Source organism: Pedobacter albus, from assembly GCF_036324255.1.
Classification (GTDB): Bacteria; Bacteroidota; Bacteroidia; order Sphingobacteriales; family Sphingobacteriaceae; genus Pedobacter; species Pedobacter albus.
Window position 1 is genome coordinate 180,731 of the sequence record NZ_JAZDQT010000001.1, and the last position, 21,481, is coordinate 202,211.

General features: G+C 43.8%; 24 protein-coding genes and 1 tRNA gene. 15 read left to right on the forward strand and 10 right to left on the reverse strand.

Annotated elements, in window-relative coordinates:
• The first annotated feature begins 45 nt into the window (after window positions 1-45).
• From VRU48_RS00740 to VRU48_RS00750, 3 genes are all read left to right on the forward strand, one after another.
• A complete protein-coding gene (locus VRU48_RS00740) occupies window positions 46-1,452 on the forward strand; it encodes a TolC family protein (RefSeq protein WP_330106021.1) in 1,407 nt (468 codons plus the stop codon).
• A 129-nt stretch (window positions 1,453-1,581) separates the two neighbouring features.
• A complete protein-coding gene (locus VRU48_RS00745) occupies window positions 1,582-2,979 on the forward strand; it encodes a hypothetical protein (RefSeq protein ID WP_330106022.1) in 1,398 nt (465 codons plus the stop codon).
• Window positions 2,980-3,044: 65 nt separating this feature from the next.
• Complete coding sequence (locus VRU48_RS00750; protein WP_330106023.1) at window positions 3,045-4,124, forward strand: serine hydrolase domain-containing protein; 1,080 nt, start codon at window positions 3,045-3,047, stop codon at window positions 4,122-4,124.
• A gap of 26 nt (window positions 4,125-4,150) precedes the next feature.
• Here VRU48_RS00750 and VRU48_RS00755 read toward each other — a convergent pair whose 3' ends face one another.
• The 4 genes from VRU48_RS00755 to VRU48_RS00770 all read right to left on the reverse strand — a co-directional run bounded on the left by VRU48_RS00755 (window position 4,151) and on the right by VRU48_RS00770 (window position 5,661).
• Complete coding sequence (locus tag VRU48_RS00755) at window positions 4,151-4,768, reverse strand: class I SAM-dependent methyltransferase (RefSeq protein WP_330106024.1); 618 nt, start codon at window positions 4,766-4,768, stop codon at window positions 4,151-4,153.
• A gap of 43 nt (window positions 4,769-4,811) precedes the next feature.
• Window positions 4,812-5,138 carry a HepT-like ribonuclease domain-containing protein gene (locus VRU48_RS00760; protein ID WP_330107744.1) on the reverse strand — a complete coding sequence of 109 codons (327 nt, stop codon included), beginning with the start codon at window positions 5,136-5,138 and terminating at the stop codon, window positions 4,812-4,814.
• Window positions 5,139-5,157: 19 nt separating this feature from the next.
• Window positions 5,158-5,469 carry a nucleotidyltransferase family protein gene (locus tag VRU48_RS00765; RefSeq protein ID WP_330106025.1) on the reverse strand — a complete coding sequence of 104 codons (312 nt, stop codon included), beginning with the start codon at window positions 5,467-5,469 and terminating at the stop codon, window positions 5,158-5,160.
• 120 nt (window positions 5,470-5,589) lie between these two features.
• Window positions 5,590-5,661 (reverse strand) — tRNA-Arg (locus VRU48_RS00770).
• A gap of 260 nt (window positions 5,662-5,921) precedes the next feature.
• Here VRU48_RS00770 and mgtE point away from each other — a divergent pair.
• On the forward strand, window positions 5,922-7,298 hold the full coding sequence (gene mgtE / locus VRU48_RS00775) for a magnesium transporter (RefSeq protein ID WP_330106026.1): 1,377 nt from the start codon (window positions 5,922-5,924) through the stop codon (window positions 7,296-7,298).
• Between the two features lie 169 nt (window positions 7,299-7,467).
• On the opposite strand, the gene ychF is transcribed toward mgtE, so the two are convergent.
• Window positions 7,468-8,562 (reverse strand): redox-regulated ATPase YchF, encoded by a 1,095-nt coding sequence (ychF, locus tag VRU48_RS00780; RefSeq protein WP_330106027.1) that lies wholly within the window; start codon window positions 8,560-8,562, stop codon window positions 7,468-7,470.
• Window positions 8,563-8,775: 213 nt separating this feature from the next.
• Between ychF and VRU48_RS00785 the strand changes: the two genes are divergently transcribed.
• Entirely contained in the window at window positions 8,776-9,237 is a 462-nt protein-coding gene (locus VRU48_RS00785) for a hypothetical protein (RefSeq protein WP_330106028.1), read from the forward strand.
• A gap of 85 nt (window positions 9,238-9,322) precedes the next feature.
• On the opposite strand, the gene VRU48_RS00790 is transcribed toward VRU48_RS00785, so the two are convergent.
• Window positions 9,323-9,652, reverse strand: coding sequence for a DUF3276 family protein (locus VRU48_RS00790; protein ID WP_199136674.1), 330 nt, complete (start codon window positions 9,650-9,652; stop codon window positions 9,323-9,325).
• A gap of 145 nt (window positions 9,653-9,797) precedes the next feature.
• Window positions 9,798-11,582 carry an ABC transporter ATP-binding protein gene (locus tag VRU48_RS00795; RefSeq protein ID WP_330106029.1) on the reverse strand — a complete coding sequence of 595 codons (1,785 nt, stop codon included), beginning with the start codon at window positions 11,580-11,582 and terminating at the stop codon, window positions 9,798-9,800.
• A 113-nt stretch (window positions 11,583-11,695) separates the two neighbouring features.
• Between VRU48_RS00795 and VRU48_RS00800 the strand changes: the two genes are divergently transcribed.
• From VRU48_RS00800 to VRU48_RS00840, 9 genes are all read left to right on the forward strand, one after another.
• On the forward strand, window positions 11,696-12,784 hold the full coding sequence (locus tag VRU48_RS00800; RefSeq protein ID WP_199136678.1) for a Glu/Leu/Phe/Val family dehydrogenase: 1,089 nt from the start codon (window positions 11,696-11,698) through the stop codon (window positions 12,782-12,784).
• Between the two features lie 34 nt (window positions 12,785-12,818).
• Window positions 12,819-13,772, forward strand: a complete 954-nt coding sequence (gene nusB, locus VRU48_RS00805; protein WP_431311606.1) for a transcription antitermination factor NusB — start codon at window positions 12,819-12,821, stop codon at window positions 13,770-13,772.
• 5 nt (window positions 13,773-13,777) lie between these two features.
• Window positions 13,778-14,233: a DUF1573 domain-containing protein gene (locus VRU48_RS00810; RefSeq protein WP_330106031.1), complete on the forward strand. Its 456-nt coding sequence runs from the start codon at window positions 13,778-13,780 to the stop codon at window positions 14,231-14,233.
• A gap of 160 nt (window positions 14,234-14,393) precedes the next feature.
• The gene (yajC, locus tag VRU48_RS00815) at window positions 14,394-14,705 is read left to right on the forward strand and encodes a preprotein translocase subunit YajC (RefSeq protein WP_330106032.1); all 312 of its coding nucleotides are present in this window, start codon (window positions 14,394-14,396) and stop codon (window positions 14,703-14,705) included.
• A gap of 68 nt (window positions 14,706-14,773) precedes the next feature.
• Window positions 14,774-15,721 carry a CdaR family protein gene (locus tag VRU48_RS00820; RefSeq protein WP_330106033.1) on the forward strand — a complete coding sequence of 316 codons (948 nt, stop codon included), beginning with the start codon at window positions 14,774-14,776 and terminating at the stop codon, window positions 15,719-15,721.
• Window positions 15,721-16,311, forward strand: coding sequence for a dephospho-CoA kinase (gene coaE, locus VRU48_RS00825; protein WP_330106034.1), 591 nt, complete (start codon window positions 15,721-15,723; stop codon window positions 16,309-16,311). Before VRU48_RS00820 ends, coaE begins: the two co-directional genes overlap by 1 nt.
• Before the next feature lie 10 nt (window positions 16,312-16,321).
• Window positions 16,322-17,281 carry an exonuclease gene (locus tag VRU48_RS00830; RefSeq protein WP_330106035.1) on the forward strand — a complete coding sequence of 320 codons (960 nt, stop codon included), beginning with the start codon at window positions 16,322-16,324 and terminating at the stop codon, window positions 17,279-17,281.
• Entirely contained in the window at window positions 17,278-17,481 is a 204-nt protein-coding gene (locus VRU48_RS00835) for a C1orf53 family protein (protein WP_330106036.1), read from the forward strand. Before VRU48_RS00830 ends, VRU48_RS00835 begins: the two co-directional genes overlap by 4 nt.
• Window positions 17,396-17,908: a MarR family winged helix-turn-helix transcriptional regulator gene (locus tag VRU48_RS00840; RefSeq protein ID WP_330106037.1), complete on the forward strand. Its 513-nt coding sequence runs from the start codon at window positions 17,396-17,398 to the stop codon at window positions 17,906-17,908. The genes VRU48_RS00835 and VRU48_RS00840 overlap by 86 nt, the downstream gene beginning before the upstream one ends.
• Here VRU48_RS00840 and VRU48_RS00845 read toward each other — a convergent pair.
• Genes VRU48_RS00845 through VRU48_RS00855 form a run of 3 tightly spaced genes read right to left on the reverse strand, consistent with a single transcriptional unit; the run spans window position 17,905 to window position 19,921 of the window.
• Window positions 17,905-18,630, reverse strand: a complete 726-nt coding sequence (locus VRU48_RS00845) for a ZIP family metal transporter (protein WP_330106038.1) — start codon at window positions 18,628-18,630, stop codon at window positions 17,905-17,907. The genes VRU48_RS00840 and VRU48_RS00845 overlap by 4 nt on opposite strands.
• Complete coding sequence (locus VRU48_RS00850) at window positions 18,630-19,193, reverse strand: phosphatase PAP2 family protein (protein WP_330106039.1); 564 nt, start codon at window positions 19,191-19,193, stop codon at window positions 18,630-18,632. The genes VRU48_RS00845 and VRU48_RS00850 overlap by 1 nt, the downstream gene beginning before the upstream one ends.
• Entirely contained in the window at window positions 19,190-19,921 is a 732-nt protein-coding gene (locus VRU48_RS00855) for a class I SAM-dependent methyltransferase (protein ID WP_330106040.1), read from the reverse strand. The genes VRU48_RS00850 and VRU48_RS00855 overlap by 4 nt, the downstream gene beginning before the upstream one ends.
• Window positions 19,922-20,090: 169 nt before the next feature.
• Here VRU48_RS00855 and glmM point away from each other — a divergent pair, with 169 nt between their 5' ends.
• Complete coding sequence (gene glmM / locus VRU48_RS00860) at window positions 20,091-21,479, forward strand: phosphoglucosamine mutase (protein WP_330106041.1); 1,389 nt, start codon at window positions 20,091-20,093, stop codon at window positions 21,477-21,479.
• Window positions 21,480-21,481 lie beyond the last annotated feature (2 nt).

Genomic DNA, 21,481 nt, shown 5'->3' on the forward strand with positions numbered 1-21,481 from the left:
TCATGGTTGAAGAAATGGTATAACTAAAATTAGTATAAATAACAGATGAAAATATTGATAAATAGCTTTTTGGCCCTGCTGATTTTGGCCATAAGCAGCTGTAGCCTCACCAAAAACATCGCCAACCCCATGAAGGATGTGCCGATGAACTTTAGGGATGGCAATACAGATACCAACAGCATCGGTGCGTTGCCGGTAAAGGATTTTTTTGCTACGCCGACCATCCGCAATTTGATTGATAGCGCCTTGTTGCGAAACATCGACCTACAAATGGCACTGAAAAACATCGAGGCCTCGGAGCTGATGCTGCAAAGGGCAAAAATGGGCAATGTGCCCCAGCTGAACCTACAGGTTACGGCCAGTTCTAACCGTCCGTCGGATAACAGCTTGAACGGATTGAGCACTTCGCAGTTTTTAAAAACTACACATATCGAAGATTTCAATGCCAATTTAGGCTTGAGTTGGGAAGCCGATATTTGGGGCAAGATCAAGAAACAAAAGGAGGCCGCTTATGCCGGTTACCTGCAATCGGCCGAAGTAAAGAAAGCGGTGCAGACCCGTATTGTAGCCGAGGTGGCTACGGGCTTTTACCAGTTGCTGATGTTGGATGCGCAATTGAAAGTGGCGCAGCAGAATATCGAGCTGAATACCAATACACTTAAAATGATCAAAATGCAGTTTGATGCCGGTCAGGTGAGCTCGTTGGCCATTCAGCAGGCTGAAGCCCAGTTGCTGAACGCTACTCAATTGATCCCGCAGCTTACCACAGCCATCAGCATTCAGGAAAACGCGCTGAGCGTATTAACCGGCAAGTTTCCAACGGCCATTGAGCGTGCGGCTACTTTAGCACAATTAACCGTTCCCGATCAGTTGGCCGTAGGGGTACCCGCAAATTTGTTGAGCATTAGGCCTGATGTAAAAAGCATGGAATTGGGCCTGAGAATTGCCAATGCCAAAGTGGGCATAGCCAATGCCATGATGTACCCCAGCCTAACCATTTCGGCCAGTGGAGGTTTAAATTCTTTTAAGGCCAGCAATTGGTTTAACATTCCGGCATCGTTATTTGGCGTAGTGGGAGGCGGCATTACGCAACCTATTTTTCAGCGGAAGGAATTGAAAACCCAGTTCGAACTGGCTAAAATAGAAAGGGAAAAATCGGTGTTGCAGTTTAGACAGACCGTCATTGGGGCCGTTGCCGAAGTTTCGAACGAGCAGGCCAAGTTGATCAATCTCAAAAACGAATATGCCACCGTGCAAACCAGGGTGCAAACCTTACAGTTGGCTGTTAAAAACGCAGACCTGCTCTTTAAAAGCGGGATGGCCAATTATTTAGAGGTAATTACCGCCCAAGGCAATCTGTTAAGAGGCGAATTGGATTTAACCACCATTAAAACGGCACAGCTTAATGCCGGTGTGGCTTTATACCGTGCATTAGGCGGCGGTTGGCAATAGGCATTTAATCATCACACAATAAAAACCATAGCTTTTCGCTATGGTTTTTTTGTTTAACCCTGGGTTAATTAAATTCTAGAAAATATAAATTATATTGGCTAGCGATTTTAATCTACCTAAACCAACAAAATGAAACATCGATTACCAATGCTGACAGCCCTGCTGCTCATTGTTATGGCTAATGTGGCCAACAGTCAAAACCTTGTACCCATTAAAGAAGTCGACAATACCATTGTACAGCCCATTAACTGGACGCGATTTAAGAAAAAAATACCTCATGATGACTTGGCCAATACCGTAAAAGCTACGTTGTTAAATGTCAATAAATTTGCACTTGGCGCTTGGTATCGCGACCTTAAAAAGTACCAGACAGATTCGACGGGTTATCTCGACCTGAAAAGCAAATCGAAGGTAAACGAATACAGGTATCGTTTCCCTGCCGGAATGGCTTTTGGCTTGGCTATCGCTATCAAAACCGGCATATACGACCCTAAAGTAACAGGTCAATCGTTACAGGAAGCTCAAGAAAAAGCAGTTCTGATGATCAAATCGGTTGCCTACGACCATAAAATCAATGCTACGCGAAGTGTTTGGGGTGGGGATTGGCAGGCCGCCCACTGGGCTTATTATGCCGGATATGGCGCTTGGCTTTTATGGGAAGATTTTGCACCGAAAGACCAGTCCAATATCATCCGGATGATTGTGGCCGAAGCAGACCGGTTTTTGCCAACCAAGCCACTTTATTACAAGGATAGTACTGGAAAGGTAATCTTTAAGGGAGATTCCAAAATAGAAGAAAATGCCTGGAATGCAGAATTGCTGTATTTGGCGGCCGAAATGATGCCAAAGCACGCTCATGCCGGTAAATGGCTTTATAAAGCGGCCGAGTACCTCATTGCTGCCACAGCTTTGCCTTCTGATTTGAAGAATTCCAAAATCATACACGGACGTCCGGTAAGCAGCTGGGTAGAGGGTTATAATGTAGAAGAACCGGGGTTTGTGATTAACCATGGCATTATTCATCCTACTTATAATGCACTCGCTTCGATGATCAATGCACCGATTGTGTTTTCGTTGGTTGGGAAGCCGACACCCGAAGCCGCCCGGTTTAACCTTGATAAAATTTATTACTCGGTAACTTCCTATCGCTTTTCATCGCCTCCTTACAAGGCTCCTGGAGGGACCATGTATCAGGTTGGTAGTCCCGAGGTTTATTACCCAGAGGGTTCTGATTGGGGTTTAGGGGTTTACGATACCTATGCCAATCTCGATATTGCCGCTTTTACTTACGGTTGGGATGATAAAGCGCTTAACCATAAAGGAAAATATTGGGCAAAACTGCACACCGATAAAGTATGGGCACAGCAGCAACGCTTTGCCGATGGGCATACCTATACCGGCGATGACGAAAACAGCTATCCGGGTAGGGAAGAAGCTATTGCCACCAGAATGGCCTCGGCTTGGATGACCATGTGGCTACAAAAACAAGTACCGGCAGTTTATGACAATAAACCCATTGAGCAATAAGTGCATTTGCTTTTAAATTGTCGTAATTTGACAAATAAAATGAGGAGGCTAAAATCAGTAGAAATATGAAAATCTTTAAATATTCGATACACTGTTTGTTGTTCTTGCCCGTGTTTGCCTTTGCCCAATTGGCGAAAGTAGAGAAGGTGATGGATTCATGCATCAATCAGCGCAACTTTAACGGGGCTGTGCTCATTGCCAAGAACGGCAAAATCGAATATTTGAAATATACGGGTTTGGCCAACAGGCATTACGATATCAAGTACGGCGAAACCACAAGGTATCAGATTTGGTCGCTCACCAAAACGTTTACCACGGTTTTGATAATGCAACTTTATGAGCAAGGCAAAATCAACCTCGATTCTACGATTTCAGCCTATATTCCCGATTATCAGGGAGAAGGAGCGAAAAAAGTCACGGTCAGAAACCTACTTACCTACAGCAGCGGCCTGTTCCATAAAGACATCAGCACCCCCGAAATGATCCACGAAGCCTACAACAAAACCATTTGGGGCCTCGACGACTTCATTAAAAGATACCTTTCCGAAAAATTGATTGATACGCCGGGTACCAAGTTCTCGTATAACAACGGCGATTTTATATTGTTGGGCAAGATTGTCGAAAACCTTTACCACAAATCCTTTGAGCAAGTGTTGAGGGAGAAGATTTTGATTCCGTTGAAAATGACCGAAACGGATTTCTATCACCACGATGACATCGTCAAAAACATGGATGAGGGTTATTCGCCCCGCGAAAACAACGTGAAGGAAGTTTACATGCCCACAAACGTATACATTGATAATTTTTACTCGGCAGGTGCCATGTATTCTACGCCAAAAGACCTGCTCAAATTTGATCAGGCCATTTTCAACCATCAGATCCTCAAAAAGGAAACCGTACAGCTCATGACAACTAGCTACCCGAAACTGGGCGATGTAGCCTTTGGATTTTGGGTTTATCCGATGAAATTTGGCAAGGTAGAAACCATTTTAGCCGAAAGACAGGGTGGAGGCTATGGACATACGGCCAATTGGGTACACTTAATTGATAAAGGACTAACTTTTATACTCATTTCCAATACCACCGAAATAGACGAGCTGAACAAAATGCGGATGAAGGTGATCGGCGCTTACCTGGGGCAATAAACCCTAGGCTTTGACCAAAGCGCTCCTTATTTTTTGCATTTGACGAGCAGGAAGGGCTGGCTTTCTTGAATGGGAATGATTTCGAACAGTCCGTAAGGGCCAAATTCTGCGTGGACCGATTCTTCGTCATAAAAGAACATTTGCACGCCCTCGAATATTTCATAGCGGTCTTTGCTTAAAAACTTGCCTTGTGCATAGGTAGGAGCTGTTTTGGAAATGGCCGTAAATACCATATAACCATGCTCGGCTAGCTGGTTATAACAATCGCTGATGAGTTTTTTTCGGTCTTTGTCATCCAGCAAATGGATGAGGGCGTAGCAAAACAGGCCATTGTATTTGTTATTGTCGAAAGGCATGTCGGTTACCGAACCCTGATAGATGTTCATGGCTGTTCCGTAGTGTTTTCGAGCCATTTCGATAGCTGTTTTTGAAATTTCGATACCGGTTACGGCCATGCCGTTAGCTACAAAAAGCTGGGCATTGCGTCCGTAGCCCACTCCAGGAACCAATACGTTTTTTACTGATTTTTCAAGAAAAAAGTCCTTGGTCAGTACGGCCGATTGTGCAGGTTCGAAGCCCCACATTTCCTGTTTTTCGCTAAAGGCCTTTTCCCAGAATGCGGGTTTTTCGGTTTCGTTTGCCATGAGTTATTGCTATGATGTTGCATTTGCAGTTTAGGAAGAAACCTTAAATATTTGAAAAACTTGTCCTAACTTGTTGAAATAATCGCTTGGAGCTCTGTTTCGAGGTCGGGCAATTTAGAAACGATGATATCCCAAAGATGTCATAGTCTACACCAAAATAATCGTGGATTAACCGGTTACGCGTATTTGACATTTTTCGCCATTCCACGTTAGGATATAGCGATTTAAACTCGGGGTCAACTTTGGCGCTAGCTTCGCCGATAATTTCTAAGCTTCTGATAAGGGCTCTTGATAGTACAGGGTCGTTAACCACATGATCCTTTTCCTTTCCTTGAGTTGCACCAAGTACAAAGGAAACCTCATCAAGCATGTGTTTGAGCAACTCTATGTTAGATGGCAACACGTTCAGCTTGTTTTAGGATGTGTGAGCCGATGTATTTATTCAAAGACTGTGGAGTTACCACTTCAACTTTCCTGCCTAACAAATCCTCTAAAAAGAATGATAGTTCCATAAAATTATCATAGTTCTTCTGTTCGGGAACAAAATCAACCAAAAGATCTATGTCGCTTTCTGCATTGAATTTTCCAGTAACAAACGAGCCAAATATACTTAGGGTCGAAACACCATAAGATTTCAACTTCTGGCCATTGGCCTTAAGCAATGATATTAACGTCCGTTTATTTTGAACTGCAGGTTGCATAATACAAAGTTACTAAATTATCACCATTGTAACCATTGTTAAAAGGTTAAGGCATAATCGAAAACTTTCTTAAACAAAAACCGCCTCTAATTTCCATTAAAGACGGTTGAATATTTTAAGTGTTCCCGAAGGGATTCGAACCCCCATCATCAGAACCGGAATCTGACATTCTATCCATTGAACTACGGAAACAGAATTGGCAAATATAGCTAATCTGCTGCTTAATTTGCTCATCGCTTTTAAAATCGTCGCTTAAAATTGCCATAATTTTAGAGCAAAGCCCAAAAAGCAGTTTGATTTGGCACTGGGGAATGTTTCGGTTTCTTAACTATTATTTAACCTCAAAAAGGATATTTTGAACCGATTATAGTTTGCATTCTGAAAAGAAAAAGCCATTTTTGCAAAAAAAAGACGGAATAGATTGCTTATGTAAATTTAAAATTTAACGGATTATGGAAGAACTGCTAGTAGAAGAAGTGTTGCAACTAATAGAAAATGAGAGCGATAGGCAGTTAAAGGCGTACCTGAACGAGCTGAATATATCCGATGTAGAACAGCTCATCGACGAACTTCCACAATATGCCGTTAAGTTTATAGAAACCCTTTCTACCAAAAGGGCAGTCAATGTATTCCGTATTCTCGATTTCCCGACGCAGGAAAGGATCATCAAAAAACTGCAGAGCAACAAACTGACCGAAATCATCAGGCAACTGCCTCCCGACGATAGGACGGCCTTACTGGGCGAACTGAAGGGCGATGCAGTAAAAAAACTGCTCATTTTGCTGCCCGACAACGACCGGATCGAAGCCCTACACCTGTTGGGTTACGAGGAAGACAGCGTAGGCCGTTTGATGACCCCCGATTTTATTGCGGTTAAAACCGATTGGACGGTTAGCCGTGTGCTTTCGCATATCCGTCGTTATGGCAAAAACTCCGAAACCATCGATGTGGTGTATGTAATTGACAAAGACGGTGTACTGCTGGATGATATCAGGATCAGGGAGATTTTATTGGCCGATCCCGAAATGCGTATCGGCGATTTGACCGATAACAGGTTGATTTCGCTCAACGTAAACGACCCGCAGGAAGAAGCCATTAACGTGTTCAGGATGAACAACCGGGTGGCCCTGCCTGTGGTCGACGATCAAAATATCTTGTTAGGTATTGTAACGGTTGACGATATTTTGTGGATTGCCCACGAAGAATATACCGAAGACATGCAGAAAATAGGGGGTACCGAGGCTTTGGACGAACCTTACCTCGATATGCCGATTTTTAAGCTGGTCAAGAAAAGGGCAAGCTGGCTAATCGTGCTCTTTTTGGGCGAAATGCTTACTGCAACGGCCATGCAACACTTCGAGATCGAACTCTCCAAAGCGGTGGTGCTTTCTTTGTTTATTCCACTGATTATGAGTAGCGGAGGCAATAGCGGTTCGCAGGCTTCAACGCTGATTATACAAGCCATGGCTTTGGGCGAAGTAACCTTGGCCGAATGGTGGAAAGTAATGCGTCGCGAAATTGTTTCCGGACTTTTGCTGGGCGTAACCTTAGGAACGATAGGCTTGGTCAGGATTGTTTTGTGGCAAAGCCTCCATATTTACGATTATGGTACGCATTGGTTCCTGTTGTCGGTTACCATTTTCTTTACGCTGATTGGCATAGTACTTTGGGGAAGTTTGATAGGCTCGATGATGCCGATTATCATGAAAAAACTGAAGCTCGATCCGGCCACATCTTCAGCGCCTTTTGTAGCCACCATGGTCGATGTAACCGGTATTGTCATCTATTTCAGCATTGCGGTGCTGATTTTGAGGGGAACGTTGCTTTAGTTCATAAGTTCATAGTCTTTAGTCGATAGTCCATGGTCTATAGTTTATGATGCATAAATTATGGCGAATTTCTAGACAATCAGTCTTTGCATAAAAAAATCCCATAGGCAGTGCCTACGGGATTTTTAAATTAGTTTCCTATTGGTGTTGTCGTTAACAGGCTTTAGGTTTATACGTTAAACCTGAAGTGCATAATGTCGCCATCTTCCACTACGTAGGTTTTTCCTTCTACGCCCAGTTTTCCGGCTTCTTTACAAGCATTTTCTGAACCTAGTGTTACAAAATCGTTGTATTTGATTACTTCGGCACGGATAAAGCCTTTTTCAAAATCGGTGTGGATTACGCCAGCCGCCTGTGGAGCGGTAAAGCCTTTGGTAATGGTCCAGGCCCTTACTTCTTGCACACCAGCGGTAAAATAGGTGTACAAGTCCAGTAGGCGATAGGCGGCTCTGATCAATTTGTTAACGCCCGATTCGGTCAAGCCTAAATCGGCCAAAAACTCCTGGCGCTCTTCATAACTCTCCAATTCGGCAATCTCCGATTCGATTTTTGCCGAAATCACCAAAACTTCTGCATTCTCGTCGGCTACGTTTGCTTTAACTAACTCCACGTATTTGTTGCCGGTCACTACCGAGCCTTCGTCAACGTTACAAACGTACATCACGGGTTTTTGGGTCAATAGGCCCAAATCGCTGATGAAATCGAAATCTTCTGCTTGCAAAGGAGCGGTACGAACCGATTTTCCAGTTTCGAGGTGTGCTTTCACCACGCTCAAAATATCAAAGGTCTTTTTGGCGTCTTTATCGGTTTTGGCTTGTTTTTCTACTTTTTGGATGCGTTTCACCACAGTGTCCAAATCTTTAAGCTGCAATTCGGTATCGATGATTTCGCGGTCGCGGATAGGATCCACAGAACCATCAACATGGATCACATTGCCATCGTCAAAGCAACGCAGCACGTGGATAATGGCATTGGTGGCTCTAATGTTGCCCAAAAATTGGTTGCCCAGTCCTTCGCCTTTCGATGCGCCTTTTACCAAACCGGCAATATCAACGATTTCGATGGTGTTAGGTACCACTTTTTGCGGATTCACGAGCTCGGCAAGCTTGGTTAAGCGATCGTCGGGTACGGTAATTACGCCCACATTGGGCTCGATGGTACAGAACGGAAAATTGGCCGCTTGTGCCTTTGCGTTAGATAAACAGTTAAATAAGGTTGATTTACCCACATTTGGTAAGCCAACTATACCACATTGTAATGCCATTTATGTTTTGATTTACGATTATTGTTCAGTTTTTCAGTTAGCAGTTCTTGGTTGATTGGTTTAGAAAATAAATATCTTCCACCTCCCGTCTTTTCACCCTGCTACCTTTCACGGCCGCAAAGATATTAATTTTTAAGCCCTTTCCCTAGTGTTTTGTAATGGGCAAAAATTAATTATGCTTATCTTTGATTGTAAATCATAATGCCCAAAATAATGGAAAACGAAGAATTAACTCCTGAATCATCAACCCACCCGCAGCTGATTGTAAGCGAAGAAATGCGCAGCTATCTTTATGAGATGGCCAAATGGGCTACCTTTTTAGCGATCGTAGGCTTTGTTTTTACAGGACTAATGGTCGTTAGTGCTTTTACCATTGGAGCCGCTGTGGGTACAAATCCAGAATTAGCCTCCTTAAAATCTATAGCCGCATTGGGGGGCGCGGGTCTTACCCTGGTTTGCCTGTTGTACGCCTTTGCTATTTTTTATCCAAGCCTGCTGCTTTTCAAATACGCTTCGCGTGCTAAGTTAGGGGTTTTGTATGGCGACCAAAATAGCCTGAACGAGGCTTTGTTGAGGTTGAAATCGCTGTTCAAGTATTGGGGCATCATGACCATCGTGCTGATTGGCTTTTATATCATTGCGCTATTTTCTACCGTAATGACGATGAAAGGTTAGCCGAAAGCCCACATTAGCCTCAAAAATTTAAGATGCAAAAAAAATCCCTCAATGTGACTTGAGGGATTGTAAATATTGGTGGTTCTTAGTAAGAAAAATCGTCGTTTTCAGATTTGGTTACGTTATATTCTGCGTTTTCAGAATATTCGTAGCGTTTTTCCACAACTTCCTGATGTGATTTGATGTAATCGATGGTTTCTGACAGGCCTTCGGTGAACTTCTCGAAATCTTCTTTGTATAAAAAGATTTTGTGTTTCACAAAAACGCCGTCTTCCAATCTTTTTTTGCTTTCTGTTAAGGTAAGGTAGTAATCGCCTGAACGTGTCGCTTTTACATCAAAAAAATAAGTCCGTTTACCTGCTCTTACCTTCTTGGAAAAAACCTCTTCTCTCTCTTTGTTGTCAAAATCTCCCATTGTTGTGTGTAGTGTTAGTTTTAGGTTGTCGTAAATATAAAGCAATAATTGTCAAAGTTCAAAATAGAATAACGCAGTTTTTGGTTTTAGTTAAAAAACTGAACTTTATGCTACACGCATGGGTACGGGCGTTTTTTACGGCGGATTAGCTGTTTTCTTCTTCCAATAGTTGGTTGTCGTACATTTCGGCGTAGGCACCCCCTAAATCGAGCAGTTGCTGATGCGTGCCCTGCTCAATAATCCGGCCTTCGTCGAGCACAATAATTTTGTCGGCGTTTTTGATGGTCGATATGCGATGCGCGATCAAAATACTGGTTTTGCCTTTCATAATGGCGCCGAGGTTGCCTAAAATTTCTTCTTCGGTTTTGGTATCTACCGCCGAAAGGCAATCGTCGAAAATGAGGATTTTGGGTTCTTTGATCAGGGCCCGTGCAATAGAAACCCGCTGCTTTTGTCCCCCAGAAAGCGTTATGCCTCTTTCACCCAACATGGTTTCAAATTTAAGGTCAAAATCGATGATATTCTGATAAACGGCTGCATTTTTCGCGGCCTGTTCCACTTGTCCGGGCTCAACTTGGTCTAAGCCAAAGGCGATGTTGTTTTTGATGGTATCCGAAAACAGGAAAACTTCTTGGGGCACAAAGCCTACCTGGTTGCGGTAGCTGTGCAGGTTTAGGCCCTTCAATTCGTTGCCATCGATCTGTATGCTGCCCGAGTCGACGTCGTACATGCGCATAATCAGGTTAGCCAAGGTCGATTTTCCGGAGCCGGTTCGGCCAATGATGGCTAAAAACTGTCCTTTCTCTATCTCAAAGCTTACGTTTTTAAGCGCTTCGATGCCGGTATCGGGATAGGTAAAGCTCACGTTTTTAAAGCTGATCTTGCCTGTAAAGTCTTTTTCTACAGTGTTGGCCGAGCTGATATCGGGCTTCAATTGCAAAAATTCGTTGATGCGCTTTTGCGAGGCGGCCGCGCGTTGGATAAGCGTAGTGACCCAGCCCAACATGGTTACCGGAAAGGTAAGCTGGTTTACATAAACGATAAACTCGGCAATATTGCCCGCCGTAATCGAACCCTCGATTACCTGCTTGCCTCCAATGTACACGGTTAGGGTAGTGCTAAGCCCCACGAGGAGGAGCATCGACGGGAAGAAAAGTGCTTGTACTTTAACCAAACCCATCGAATTGTTCTTGTACGATTGGCTTTCTTCGGCAAAAACATCCTGGGTGTGGTCTTCCCTAACGTAAGATTTGATGACCCTGATGCCCGAAAACCGTTCCTGTACAAAACTCGACAGGCGCGAAAGCTGTTCCTGTATCTTTTCGCTGCGCTGGTTGATGATGGTATTGACATAATAAATGGTCAGTACCAAAATGGGGAGGGGCAACAAACAGTAAATGGCCAAAGTGCTGTTTACCGAAAACATGAAATAAATAATCAGGAAAAACAGTACCGTAGTATTAATGGTATACATGATGGCCGGACCAACATACATCCTTACCCGGTTTACGTCTTCAGTAGCGCGGTTCATCAAATCGCCGGTATTGTTGCGGCGGTAAAAACCGAGGCTCAGCTTTTGGTAATGCGCATAGATTTCGTTCTTCATGTCGAACTCGATGTGCCTCGACATGAGGATGATGGTTTGGCGCATGAAGAAAAGAAAAAGCCCGCGCAACAGGTAAAGCACCAAAATAAGCGCGCCAAAAAAGAAAAGGCTGTTGCTGAAAATATCGTACATCACCTGCTGGCGCTCAAAGCCGTTGCAGAGCTGGTAAATGGCAATGTTCTCGGTAATGAGGTTAAAGGCATGTCCAACCACCTGTGCCGGAACGACCCCAAAAATGTTGGATATCACCACGAAGATCACCCCCGGAATAATCCACCATTTGTATTTGTAAAAGTATTTGTTTAGAAATAGGAGGTGCCTCATGTATAGGCAAAGTTAGCCAAAAGACTTTTCTTTTTTTCGCACTTTACATAAAAACAACGTAAAATAATGGTTTTTTTGTTTTAATTTTGTCCGTATCATTTCAAGAAATTTGTATGTCTGGTAACAGTACTATCGTTCCTTCAGTTTTAGACCAATTAAGTGCATCAGGCCACAAAAAAGTGGTTTTTTGCAATGATCCAGATACCGGATTAAAAGCCATTATTGCCGTACACGACACCACGTTGGGCCCTGCTTTGGGCGGTACGCGTATGTGGACCTACAACTCTGAGGCCGAAGCGCTGGAAGATGTGCTGCGCCTTTCTAAGGGCATGACCTACAAATCGGCCATTACCGGATTGAACCTGGGCGGCGGTAAAGCCGTGATCATCGGCGACCCGAGAAAACAAAAAACAGAAGCTTTAATGCGCAGCTATGGCCGTTTCATCAAAAACATGAATGGCGAGTTCATTACGGCCGAAGACATGGGGACTACCACCAGGGATATGGAGTACATCCGCATGGAAACCAATTATGTTACCGGCGTTCCCGAATCGTTGGGTGGTGCGGGCAACCCTGCGCCATATACGGCAAAAGGGGTGTTTTTGGGCATCAAGGCTTGCGTTAAGGAAGTTTTTGGTACCGATATGCTGGCCGGAAAATCGGTGGTGGTACAAGGTATTGGCAACGTAGGCGAACATTTGGTAGAACTGTTGCGCCAAGAAAACGTAGAAGTTTACATCAGCGATATCAACCAAGACCGTTTGCAGGAAGTGGCTCGTAAATACAAGGCTAAGCCGATTGATGCCGACAAGATATTTACCATTGGAGCCGATATCTATGCGCCATGCGCCTTGGGGGCAACAGTAAACGACAAAACCATCAAAACCATGAAATTTGCCATCATTGCAGGTTCGGCTAACAACCAGCTGGCCGATGAGCAGGTACATGGACAATTGTTGCTGGAAAAAGGCATTTTATATGCGCCAGATTACCTGATCAATGCCGGTGGCCTGATCAACTGCTATGCCGAACTGACCGGTTTTGGCAAGAAAAGAACCATGCAACTGACCGAAAATATCTACGACGCTACCCGCGAAGTGATCAAACTATCAAAAACAGAACAAATTCCGACCAATTTGGCTGCCAGCCGCATTGCCGAAAAAAGAATAAGCGACATCAAAAAAATCAAATCCTCATATTAATTAAACGGTAAAAATACCAATCGTTCTTACATTCATGTTAAACAGAAGGCACCTCCGAATCAAAGTCCTGCAAAATATCTTTGCTTGGCACATGACAGACAAAAAAGACATTGTAAGCAATCAGAAAAAACTGATGCAAAGTATCGACAATGTTTATGAAATGTATATCCGTATGTTGGCCCTTTTGGTCGACGTAACCGAATATACCGCCCACGATGCACTGGAGAGAGCCAACAAGCACCTGCCAACTGCCGAAGATTTGAGCCCGAACCAAAAACTGCTGCACAACAGGTTTGCGGTTATCTTAAAAGAAAACCCAGAATATGTTTCGGCCGTAAACAGGTATCAGGTAAACTGGTTTGCCGATCCGGAATTGGTTAAATCGATCTTCAACAAGCTGAAGACCACCAAAGAGTACGAAGCTTATTTGGCCGAAGAGGCCGAAGAAACCCTGGAAAGCTCGAAAGAAATCATCAAATTCATCTTCCGCAAGCTCCTGCTCAAAAACCAAAATATCATCCAGGCATTTGAAGACAAGTTTATCAACTGGCCGGTAGATAGGGAAGTGATGCAGGGCATGATTGCCAAGACCCTGAAGAACTTTACTTTCGAAGATTCGTTCAAGAACAAGTTGACGCCAATCAGCGCCGACTGGGACGAAGACAGCAAGTTTGTGAAAGACCTGTTTGCCTATACCCTTAAAAACGACGATAAATATCAAGAACTGATTGCCGAGCGCACCAAAAACTGGGAATCGGAGCGTATCGCTTTGATGGATACCATTTTGATGAAGATGGCTATCTGCGAGCTGATGAATTTCCCGTCAATTCCGGTCAAAGTAACCATCAACGAATACCTGGAGCTTTCAAAAGATTACAGTACGCCGAAAAGTAATTCGTTTATTAACGGTATCTTGGACAAGATTTTGAACGACCTGAAAAGAACAAATAGTATCAAAAAAATTGGCCGTGGCCTTATAGAAGACTAATATCCATGAAAAGATTATTGATCGCTGCCTGTGTGGTAATCGCTTTTACCGCCTGTAACAGAAGCAAATCTGATACCATTGAACAAAAAGCAGAAGCGAGTGGCGTGTCGGCTACCGGTGCACCAACTGTGCCTGCCGCCGATGCACCCAAAGTGAAGTTTGAAAAGGAGATTTTCGATTTTGGACAAATTACGCAGGGCGAAAAAGTACATTATGAGTTTAAGTTTAAGAATGAAGGCAAAACACCGCTGATCATCACCAATGCCAGTGCTACTTGCGGTTGTACGGTTCCAGAATATCCTGATGGACCGGTAAAACCAGGCGAAGAAGGCGTCATTAAAGTGGTGTTTAACAGCGAAGGCAAAATGGGCATGCAGGATAAGGTAGTTACCCTGATTTCGAATGCAAATCCCGACATCCCGAAACTGCACCTGGTAGGCGAAGTGAAAGCGAGGCCGTAGTTAGCAGTTTACGGTTAGCAGTTTTCAGTTGGCAGTTTACGGTTTGCAGTTGTATAAGTTGCCACTTTAACAATCCAACAATTTAGCAATAGAACAGTTTCAACAATAGAACAATTTAACAATAAATCAATTTTAACAATTCAACAATAAAACAAAAATAATGACATCAACAGTATTATTACAAGCAGCCGGTAACCAGCTTACGGGTATGGTTATTCCGATGGTTTTGATCATGATCGTTTTTTATTTCTTCATGATTAGGCCACAGGTAAAAAAAGCCAAAGACCACAAGAAATTGGTAGAAGAACTTAAAATCGGCGATAAAATCGTAACTACCGCTGGCATTCATGGCAAAATTGTTGGCAGCAACGATACTACTTTTTTGATTGAAGTAGAAGGCGGTACCAAAATCCGTTTTGATAAAACAGCCATTTCTTTAGATGCAACCAAAGCTGCTGCGCCTAAAGCATAATTGTTTTTGAATGATAAAAAGCCGCTCTTCCGACAAAGGGGAGCGGCTTTTTTTGTATTTTTACCTCCATGCCATTGATCAAGCTAAATAAACTGGAAAGAAAGCGTTTGGGAACGCTCATTGCCTGTTTAATCTGTGCCATAGGCGCTTGGCTGTTCATGGCATTGAATGGCAAGTACAAATACGTAGCCAAAACGGAGCTTCTGTATAAAGACGAGCCTCAGAACAAGGCGTTTAAGCCTTTGCAACCTGATCGGGTTAACCTGCAGGTAGAAGGAACGGGCTGGCAGCTGCTGTTTTCGCGCCTGCGCATCAAACCCCAATCTATTACCGTAAGCTTAGAAAAGCTCAACAATCGCAGTTACATCCTGTTTTCAGACCAGCTGGAACAGATCAATAAGCAATTGGAAACCTCGCAAAGGGTAATTTCGGTAAAGCCGGATACGCTTTATTTCGATTTTTCTAAACGCACCATTAAGCGCATTCCAATTAAATTGGTGTCCGACCTCAGCTTTGTAAAGCAGTATGGTATTGCAAGTCAGGTACAGCTTACGCCTTCGTACGTTAATATTTCTGGTCCGCAGGAAGAACTGGCCAAAATTAGCCAATGGTATACCGATACCCTGAAACTGGCCGATTTGCAACAAACCGTCAATACCCGGCTAGCCATTAAGCAAACCAATTCTAATAATGTAAGCGTTTATCCCAGCAGCGTTGGGGTAAAAATACCGGTTGATGAATTTACCGAGAAAACGGTTGATGTGCCCTTAAAAATCATCAACAACAGCGATTATTACGATGTAAAGCTTTATCCCAAGAAAGTACAGGTCACCTTCATGGTGGCGCTTTCGAGCTATCAGGAAGTGGATGAGGATTTTATAGAGGCTACTTTAGACCTTAACGAATGGAAAAACCTGCATCACGATAAACTAACCGTCAAACTGACCCGTTTTCCCGAATATTGCACCCTGGTAAAGGTGGTGCCGCGAAAAATCAATTTTATCATCGAAAAATAATGCTGAAGATAGGAATAACAGGTGGCATCGGCAGTGGCAAAACCACGGTTTGCAAAGTATTCGAAACCTTGGGCATCCCGGTTTTTTATGCCGATACCGTAGCCAAAGAGCTCATGGTAAGCGATCCTATTTTGATAGCCGGCGTCAAAAAGGCCTTTGGACAGGAGAGCTACGCGGCAAGTGGTGCACTCAATAACAAGCATATTGCGCAGATCGTGTTTAACAATCAGACAGAACTCGATAAGCTCAATGCCTTGGTGCATCCGGCCGTATTCAGGGCTTTCGATAGCTGGGCAAAAAAAGTGCCTTCAAATGTTCCCTATACTTTAAAAGAAGCGGCTTTGTTGTTTGAAAGCGGTTCTTATCAAATGTGCGACAAAAATATACTGGTAACGGCGCCGCTCGAGCTTAAACTGGCCAGGGTCATGCAACGCGATGGTGCTAGTCGCGAACAGGTATTGGCCCGTATGGATAAGCAATGGAGCGACGAGCAAAAAAGCAAAATGGCCGATTACTTTATCGGAAATACCGAGCATCAATCCATTATCCTGCAAGTATTGGCGCTTCACGAACAGTTTTTGAAGCTTTAATCATCCACACATGTCAAATTCTGTTGCAATTCTCAACGATTTTATCGTTCAAACCAAAATTGGCCTCTTCTGTAGCTACGGCAACTTCTACCTCGATCCAAAAGAACCTGTGGTGGAAGCGGTTATTTCGCACGCCCATGGCGACCACGCGGTAAGTGGCAATCAAAATGTTTATTGTACGGCGCCCACCGCGGCTTTTATGCAACACCGTTATCGCAAATTTGCGGCAGCGCACTTTCATTTAAAGGCCTATCACGAAGTTTTTAACCTCAAGGGCGTAGCCATCAGTTTTTATCCGGCCGGACACATGTTGGGCTCGGCACTGGTATTAATGGAATACAAAGGCGTGAGGTATCTTTATACCGGCGATTACAAGCTGGAGGCCGATTCGACCTGCGAGCCTATCGAATTGGTGCAGGCCGATGTGCTGCTGACAGAAACTACATTTGCCACTGCCGAAACCAAACATCCCGATGCGGTTGAAGAAATCAAAAAACTGAATGCGGTGGAGGCCAATATCATGCTGGGTGCCTATGCCTTGGGCAAGAGCCAACGCCTCATCGCTTTGCTTAACGAGCACTGTCCGCAAAAACGCATTTTGTTGCACCATAGTATCATGCCCTTTGCCCGGTTATACGAAGAAATGGGCGTTAAGCTTGGGCAATATGAAGTGTACGACAGAAAGGTGATGAAGCAAAATCAGGCCAATATGGTGTATATAGTGCCTCCAATGGTATACAATAGCTACTTCAGGGCAATCAATGTCATCAGGGTTTTTGCAACGGGATGGAAAAATCTGCAAAAAAATAACGAAATTCAGCTCTACATTTCAGACCACGTAGATTGGGATGCAATTTTAGAGACGATAGCTGCCGTAAAACCTAGAGAAGTATGGACCACCCATGGCAGCGGAACAGCGTTGCAAACTTACCTCGCACCAAAATTGGTCGTTAAATTGCTTAATCAATGAGAGAAGGAACCGACTATTATCTTAACGAAGATGGGTTAATGGTTTTTACGGCCGAATATCACCTTAAAAGGGGGTATTGTTGTAAGAACAAGTGTAAGCACTGCCCGTGGAATTATGGGAAAGATAATAGCCGAAAAAGAGCTTCTGCTACCCAGTTTGAAAAACGCGATCCAAACCATGCAACTACAAAAGGAGATTAAGGCTTCAAAATTTGAAAATGTTTTCCAGCAGGCACTGGTTAATCTGACCTATACCTATTTTTGGAGCAGCCAGAAAGTAAAAGACATGCTGAATGTGTACGACATTACGCAGCAGCAATTCAATGTGCTCAGGATATTGAGAGGGCAGCACCCAAGCCCCTCTACCATCAACCTCATCAAATCGAGGATTTTGGATAAGATGAGCGATACATCCAGAATCGTTGACAGGCTTATTCAGAAAGGCTTTGTTGAAAAAACCGTCAATGTACACGATAAGCGTGCCGTGGATATCATTATTACAAGCAAGGGGCTGGCCCTGTTGCGAAAAATGGATAAAGAAGTAGATTTTTCTACTTTCATTGTCAACAGCCTTACCGAAGATGAAGCCGAACAGCTGAATGTTTTGCTCGACAAAATGAGAGGCTAGTGCCCGTGTCCGGCGCTGTAAAAACCAATTAAGGCAATCCCGATACCTAATAGTACGGCCAGCATTTTACGTTTGTTGATTTTGTGGTCGGCACTCGATTCGAAAAGAATGGTGGTAGAAATGTGCAGGAATATGCCAATTACAATGCCCATTATCTTGTTGTAGTAAGGTTCCATGCCGCTAATGCTGCCATTGCCGAGGCTGGTACTGAAATAATAGCCTGCTGGAGCCATAATGGCAAATAAAACAATGTAAAAGATTATTCCCTTGGCCTTAAAATGGTTTTGCATCAAGATGCTGGCCAAGGCAAAGGCCGCTGGGATATGGTGCAGGGCAATGCCGAAAATAAGTTCATTGTTGGGGTCTTTGGCCAAAGGCATACCTTCTAAAAAAGCGTGCAGGCAAAGGCTGATCATAATGCCCCAGGGAAAAACGTGTCCATCGTGGTGCTTATGGATATGGCCATGTTCTACGCCTTCCGAAAACTGCTCCAAAAATATCTGCAGCAAGAAACCGATCAGGATAAATATGCCGATTTCGCCCTTGTCGCTGCCACTGTAGGCATCGGGGATCAAGTGAAGCACGGTAATGGCAAAAAGGTAGGCCCCACTAAAGGAAAGGATAAGCTTAAGCAGTTGCGACTTGTCGTTTTTGACCATAAAAATAGCTGTCCCTCCAAAAAAGGCACAAAAAAACAAAACAAGGAACTTCCAGATTTCCATTACTGCGCAGGTTTAATTTTTTGGTAAATAAAAAAAGTAAAAAAGCCAATAGAAGTACCCAAAAGCGCACCTACAAAAGTATCGATAGGGTAGTGTACGCCAACATATACCTGTGCAAAGCTAACCAGCAGGGCCCAGGCCAAGCCCAAAGGCAAAATAGGTTTCCATTTTTTATAGAATAGGCAAATCAGAAAAATGGCAATGGCAAAGTGGTTGGTGGCATGCGACGAGGGGAAGCTATAGCCGCTGCCGCAAGGTACCCTGTGGATGATATCGTGAACCAAAGTAGGTTCGTTGCAAGGCCTGAGCCTGGCAACGGCAGGTTTTATGAGCCTCGAGGCAATCAGATCGCCCATGGCAAAGGTGGCCAAAATCATACCGATCATGTAATAACCGGTTTTTTTGTATTGCCTGATACAGAAAACAACAATAAACAGGTATAATGGCGACCAAAAGAAACGATTCCTGACCAAAGGCATCAGCCAGTCGAAAAAATCATTGCTTAGGCCACGATGAACTTTTAAAAAAAGCTCGGCATCAAACTGTTGCAGTGTTTCGATCATGCTTTTTTGCAAATGAGGATTAACCGGTCAGACTTCATCTCGTCAAAAGGATCTAAACCATAACTGCCAAAAGTTTCGGTAATCACCAAGCCGCTTTTTTGGAACATGCGTTCAAAATCGGCCAAAAAGAAAGCCTGTACGCGCTCCTCAAAAGCGTATGTTTTCAGGCGGTGCTCAAAGTTGATATGCTTGATGATTTTGCCTTCCGATACGAATTTTTTAAGGTGGAATTCGATGCCGTCAACCGTTTTGGTTTCTTGGTGGGTCAGGTTCTTGATGATTTTTTGCGTATTGAAATAATCGATTACCAAGGTGCCATCGGCTTTCAGTCCCTTTCTAAATGCCTTTAGCGCATTCACATGGTCTTTTTCGGTGTCAAAATAGCCAAAGCTGGTAAACAGGTTCAGGGCGATGTCGAAATAGTTGATGTAAGACAGCTTGCGCATGTCGTGCACGTAAAAATGAAGGTTTTTCTGCTCAAACTGCTGCGCATATTTGATGCTCTGTTCAGAGAGGTCAATTCCGGTTACGTCGTAGCCTTTCTTGTTCAGGTAAATGGCATGGCGACCACGGCCGCAGGCAATATCCAGAATACGGCTATTGGCTTCGGGCCTCAAATGGGCGGATAGATTGTCTATTAAAAATTCGGCCTCCTCATCGTTACGTTGACTGTAAAGGATGTGATAATAAGGAGAATTAAACCAATGTTGAAACCATTTACGCTGCATTACGCTATTTGTTGACGTTTTTTGATAAGGCAAATATAGTATTTGTAGAACAGCAAATCTGATTTTATTTCTCAAAATGCAAATCAGTTGCTTTTAAAAATTACCTTGGCATGTGTTTAATTGGCATTCATTAGGCAAAAAATTACTATTTTTGGAAAAATCTACAACCTTGACATTAATAAAATCTATTTCTGGAATTAGAGGCACCATTGGCGGAAAGGCCGGCGATGGGTTGACCCCAATCGATATTGTTAAATTTACGGCCGCCTATGGTTCGTGGGTGATTAACAAAACACAAAACAAAAAAATCGTATTAGGCCGCGATGCCCGCATTTCGGGTACCATGGTTAATAATTTGGTAATCGGTACCCTGCAAGGCCTCGGCATTGAGGTGATCGACCTGGGCTTGTCAACCACGCCTACCGTTGAAATTGCCGTGCCGCTCGAAAAAGCCGGAGGAGGCATCATTTTAACGGCCAGCCATAACCCAAAACAATGGAACGCGCTGAAACTGCTGAACGAAAAAGGCGAGTTTATCAGCGATGCCGACGGCAAAGAAGTATTGGAAATGGCAGAAAATGCCGATTTCGCTTTTGCCGATGTCAATGAACTGGGCAAGGTAACACCGAACGATACTTACCTACAAAAACATATTGATGCCATTTTGGCTTTGCCGTTGGTAGATGTAGCTGCCATTAAAAAGGCTAATTTCAAAATCGCCATCGACTGCGTAAATTCTACCGGTGGTATTTTTGTGCCGGCTTTGTTGAAAGCCTTGGGCGTTGAAACCGTTTATGAACTTTATTGCGAACCAAACGGCGAATTTCCGCACAATCCGGAGCCTTTGCCAGAGCATTTGACCGAAATTTCGAAAGTAGTGCAAGCCAAACGTGCCGATTTGGGCATCGTGGTAGATCCTGATGTTGACCGTTTATGTTTTGTAAACGAAGATGGCAGCATGTTTGGCGAAGAATATACCTTGGTAGCCATTGCCGATTATGTGCTTAAAAATACACCGGGCAATACCGTTTCCAATCTTTCGTCGACCCGTGCCCTGCGCGATGTAACAGAGAAAGCCGGTGGCCAATACAACGCTGCTGCGGTAGGCGAGGTCAATGTGGTGAACCAAATGAAGGCTACCAATGCCATTATTGGTGGCGAAGGCAATGGAGGCGTAATTTATCCAGAATCGCATTATGGCAGGGATGCCTTGGTGGGTATCGCCCTGTTTTTGTCGCACCTGGCCAAAGTAGGCACGACCATTTCAGTGTTGAGAAGCTCGTATCCGGCTTACCATATTTCGAAAAACAAAATTACGCTTACCCCAGAAATGGATATCGATGGTTTGTTGCTGAAGGTACAAGAGAAGTACAAGAGCCAGCCACACAGCACCATCGACGGGTTAAAGATAGAGTTTGAAAAAGAATGGGTACATTTGCGCCGTTCGAATACCGAACCGATCATCCGTATTTACAGCGAAGCCGAAAACGAAACTGTGGCCGAGAATTTGGCCAACAAGATCATTACAGATATTAAAGAAATATTACAACTCAATTAATA

Bases quoted from the DNA above. Each gene is read 5' to 3' on its own strand.
- VRU48_RS00830 (WP_330106035.1), top strand. From the start codon at position 16,322: ATGTCAAATTCTGTTGCAATTCTCAACGATTTTATCGTTCAAACCAAA.
- VRU48_RS00845 (WP_330106038.1), bottom strand. From the start codon at position 18,630: ATGGAAATCTGGAAGTTCCTTGTTTTGTTTTTTTGTGCCTTTTTTGGA.
- VRU48_RS00765 (WP_330106025.1), bottom strand. From the start codon at position 5,469: ATGCAACCTGCAGTTCAAAATAAACGGACGTTAATATCATTGCTTAAG.
- VRU48_RS00795 (WP_330106029.1), bottom strand. From the start codon at position 11,582: ATGAGGCACCTCCTATTTCTAAACAAATACTTTTACAAATACAAATGG.
- VRU48_RS00810 (WP_330106031.1), top strand. From the start codon at position 13,778: ATGAAAAGATTATTGATCGCTGCCTGTGTGGTAATCGCTTTTACCGCC.
- VRU48_RS00800 (WP_199136678.1), top strand. From the start codon at position 11,696: ATGTCTGGTAACAGTACTATCGTTCCTTCAGTTTTAGACCAATTAAGT.
- VRU48_RS00840 (WP_330106037.1), top strand. From the start codon at position 17,396: ATGGGAAAGATAATAGCCGAAAAAGAGCTTCTGCTACCCAGTTTGAAA.
- VRU48_RS00760 (WP_330107744.1), bottom strand. From the start codon at position 5,138: ATGCTTGATGAGGTTTCCTTTGTACTTGGTGCAACTCAAGGAAAGGAA.
- VRU48_RS00820 (WP_330106033.1), top strand. From the start codon at position 14,774: ATGCCATTGATCAAGCTAAATAAACTGGAAAGAAAGCGTTTGGGAACG.
- mgtE (WP_330106026.1), top strand. From the start codon at position 5,922: ATGGAAGAACTGCTAGTAGAAGAAGTGTTGCAACTAATAGAAAATGAG.
- VRU48_RS00785 (WP_330106028.1), top strand. From the start codon at position 8,776: ATGGAAAACGAAGAATTAACTCCTGAATCATCAACCCACCCGCAGCTG.
- yajC (WP_330106032.1), top strand. From the start codon at position 14,394: ATGACATCAACAGTATTATTACAAGCAGCCGGTAACCAGCTTACGGGT.
- nusB (WP_431311606.1), top strand. From the start codon at position 12,819: ATGTTAAACAGAAGGCACCTCCGAATCAAAGTCCTGCAAAATATCTTT.
- VRU48_RS00755 (WP_330106024.1), bottom strand. From the start codon at position 4,768: ATGGCAAACGAAACCGAAAAACCCGCATTCTGGGAAAAGGCCTTTAGC.
- VRU48_RS00835 (WP_330106036.1), top strand. From the start codon at position 17,278: ATGAGAGAAGGAACCGACTATTATCTTAACGAAGATGGGTTAATGGTT.
- VRU48_RS00740 (WP_330106021.1), top strand. From the start codon at position 46: ATGAAAATATTGATAAATAGCTTTTTGGCCCTGCTGATTTTGGCCATA.
- coaE (WP_330106034.1), top strand. From the start codon at position 15,721: ATGCTGAAGATAGGAATAACAGGTGGCATCGGCAGTGGCAAAACCACG.
- VRU48_RS00850 (WP_330106039.1), bottom strand. From the start codon at position 19,193: ATGATCGAAACACTGCAACAGTTTGATGCCGAGCTTTTTTTAAAAGTT.
- VRU48_RS00745 (WP_330106022.1), top strand. From the start codon at position 1,582: ATGAAACATCGATTACCAATGCTGACAGCCCTGCTGCTCATTGTTATG.
- ychF (WP_330106027.1), bottom strand. From the start codon at position 8,562: ATGGCATTACAATGTGGTATAGTTGGCTTACCAAATGTGGGTAAATCA.
- VRU48_RS00790 (WP_199136674.1), bottom strand. From the start codon at position 9,652: ATGGGAGATTTTGACAACAAAGAGAGAGAAGAGGTTTTTTCCAAGAAG.
- VRU48_RS00750 (WP_330106023.1), top strand. From the start codon at position 3,045: ATGAAAATCTTTAAATATTCGATACACTGTTTGTTGTTCTTGCCCGTG.
- VRU48_RS00855 (WP_330106040.1), bottom strand. From the start codon at position 19,921: ATGCAGCGTAAATGGTTTCAACATTGGTTTAATTCTCCTTATTATCAC.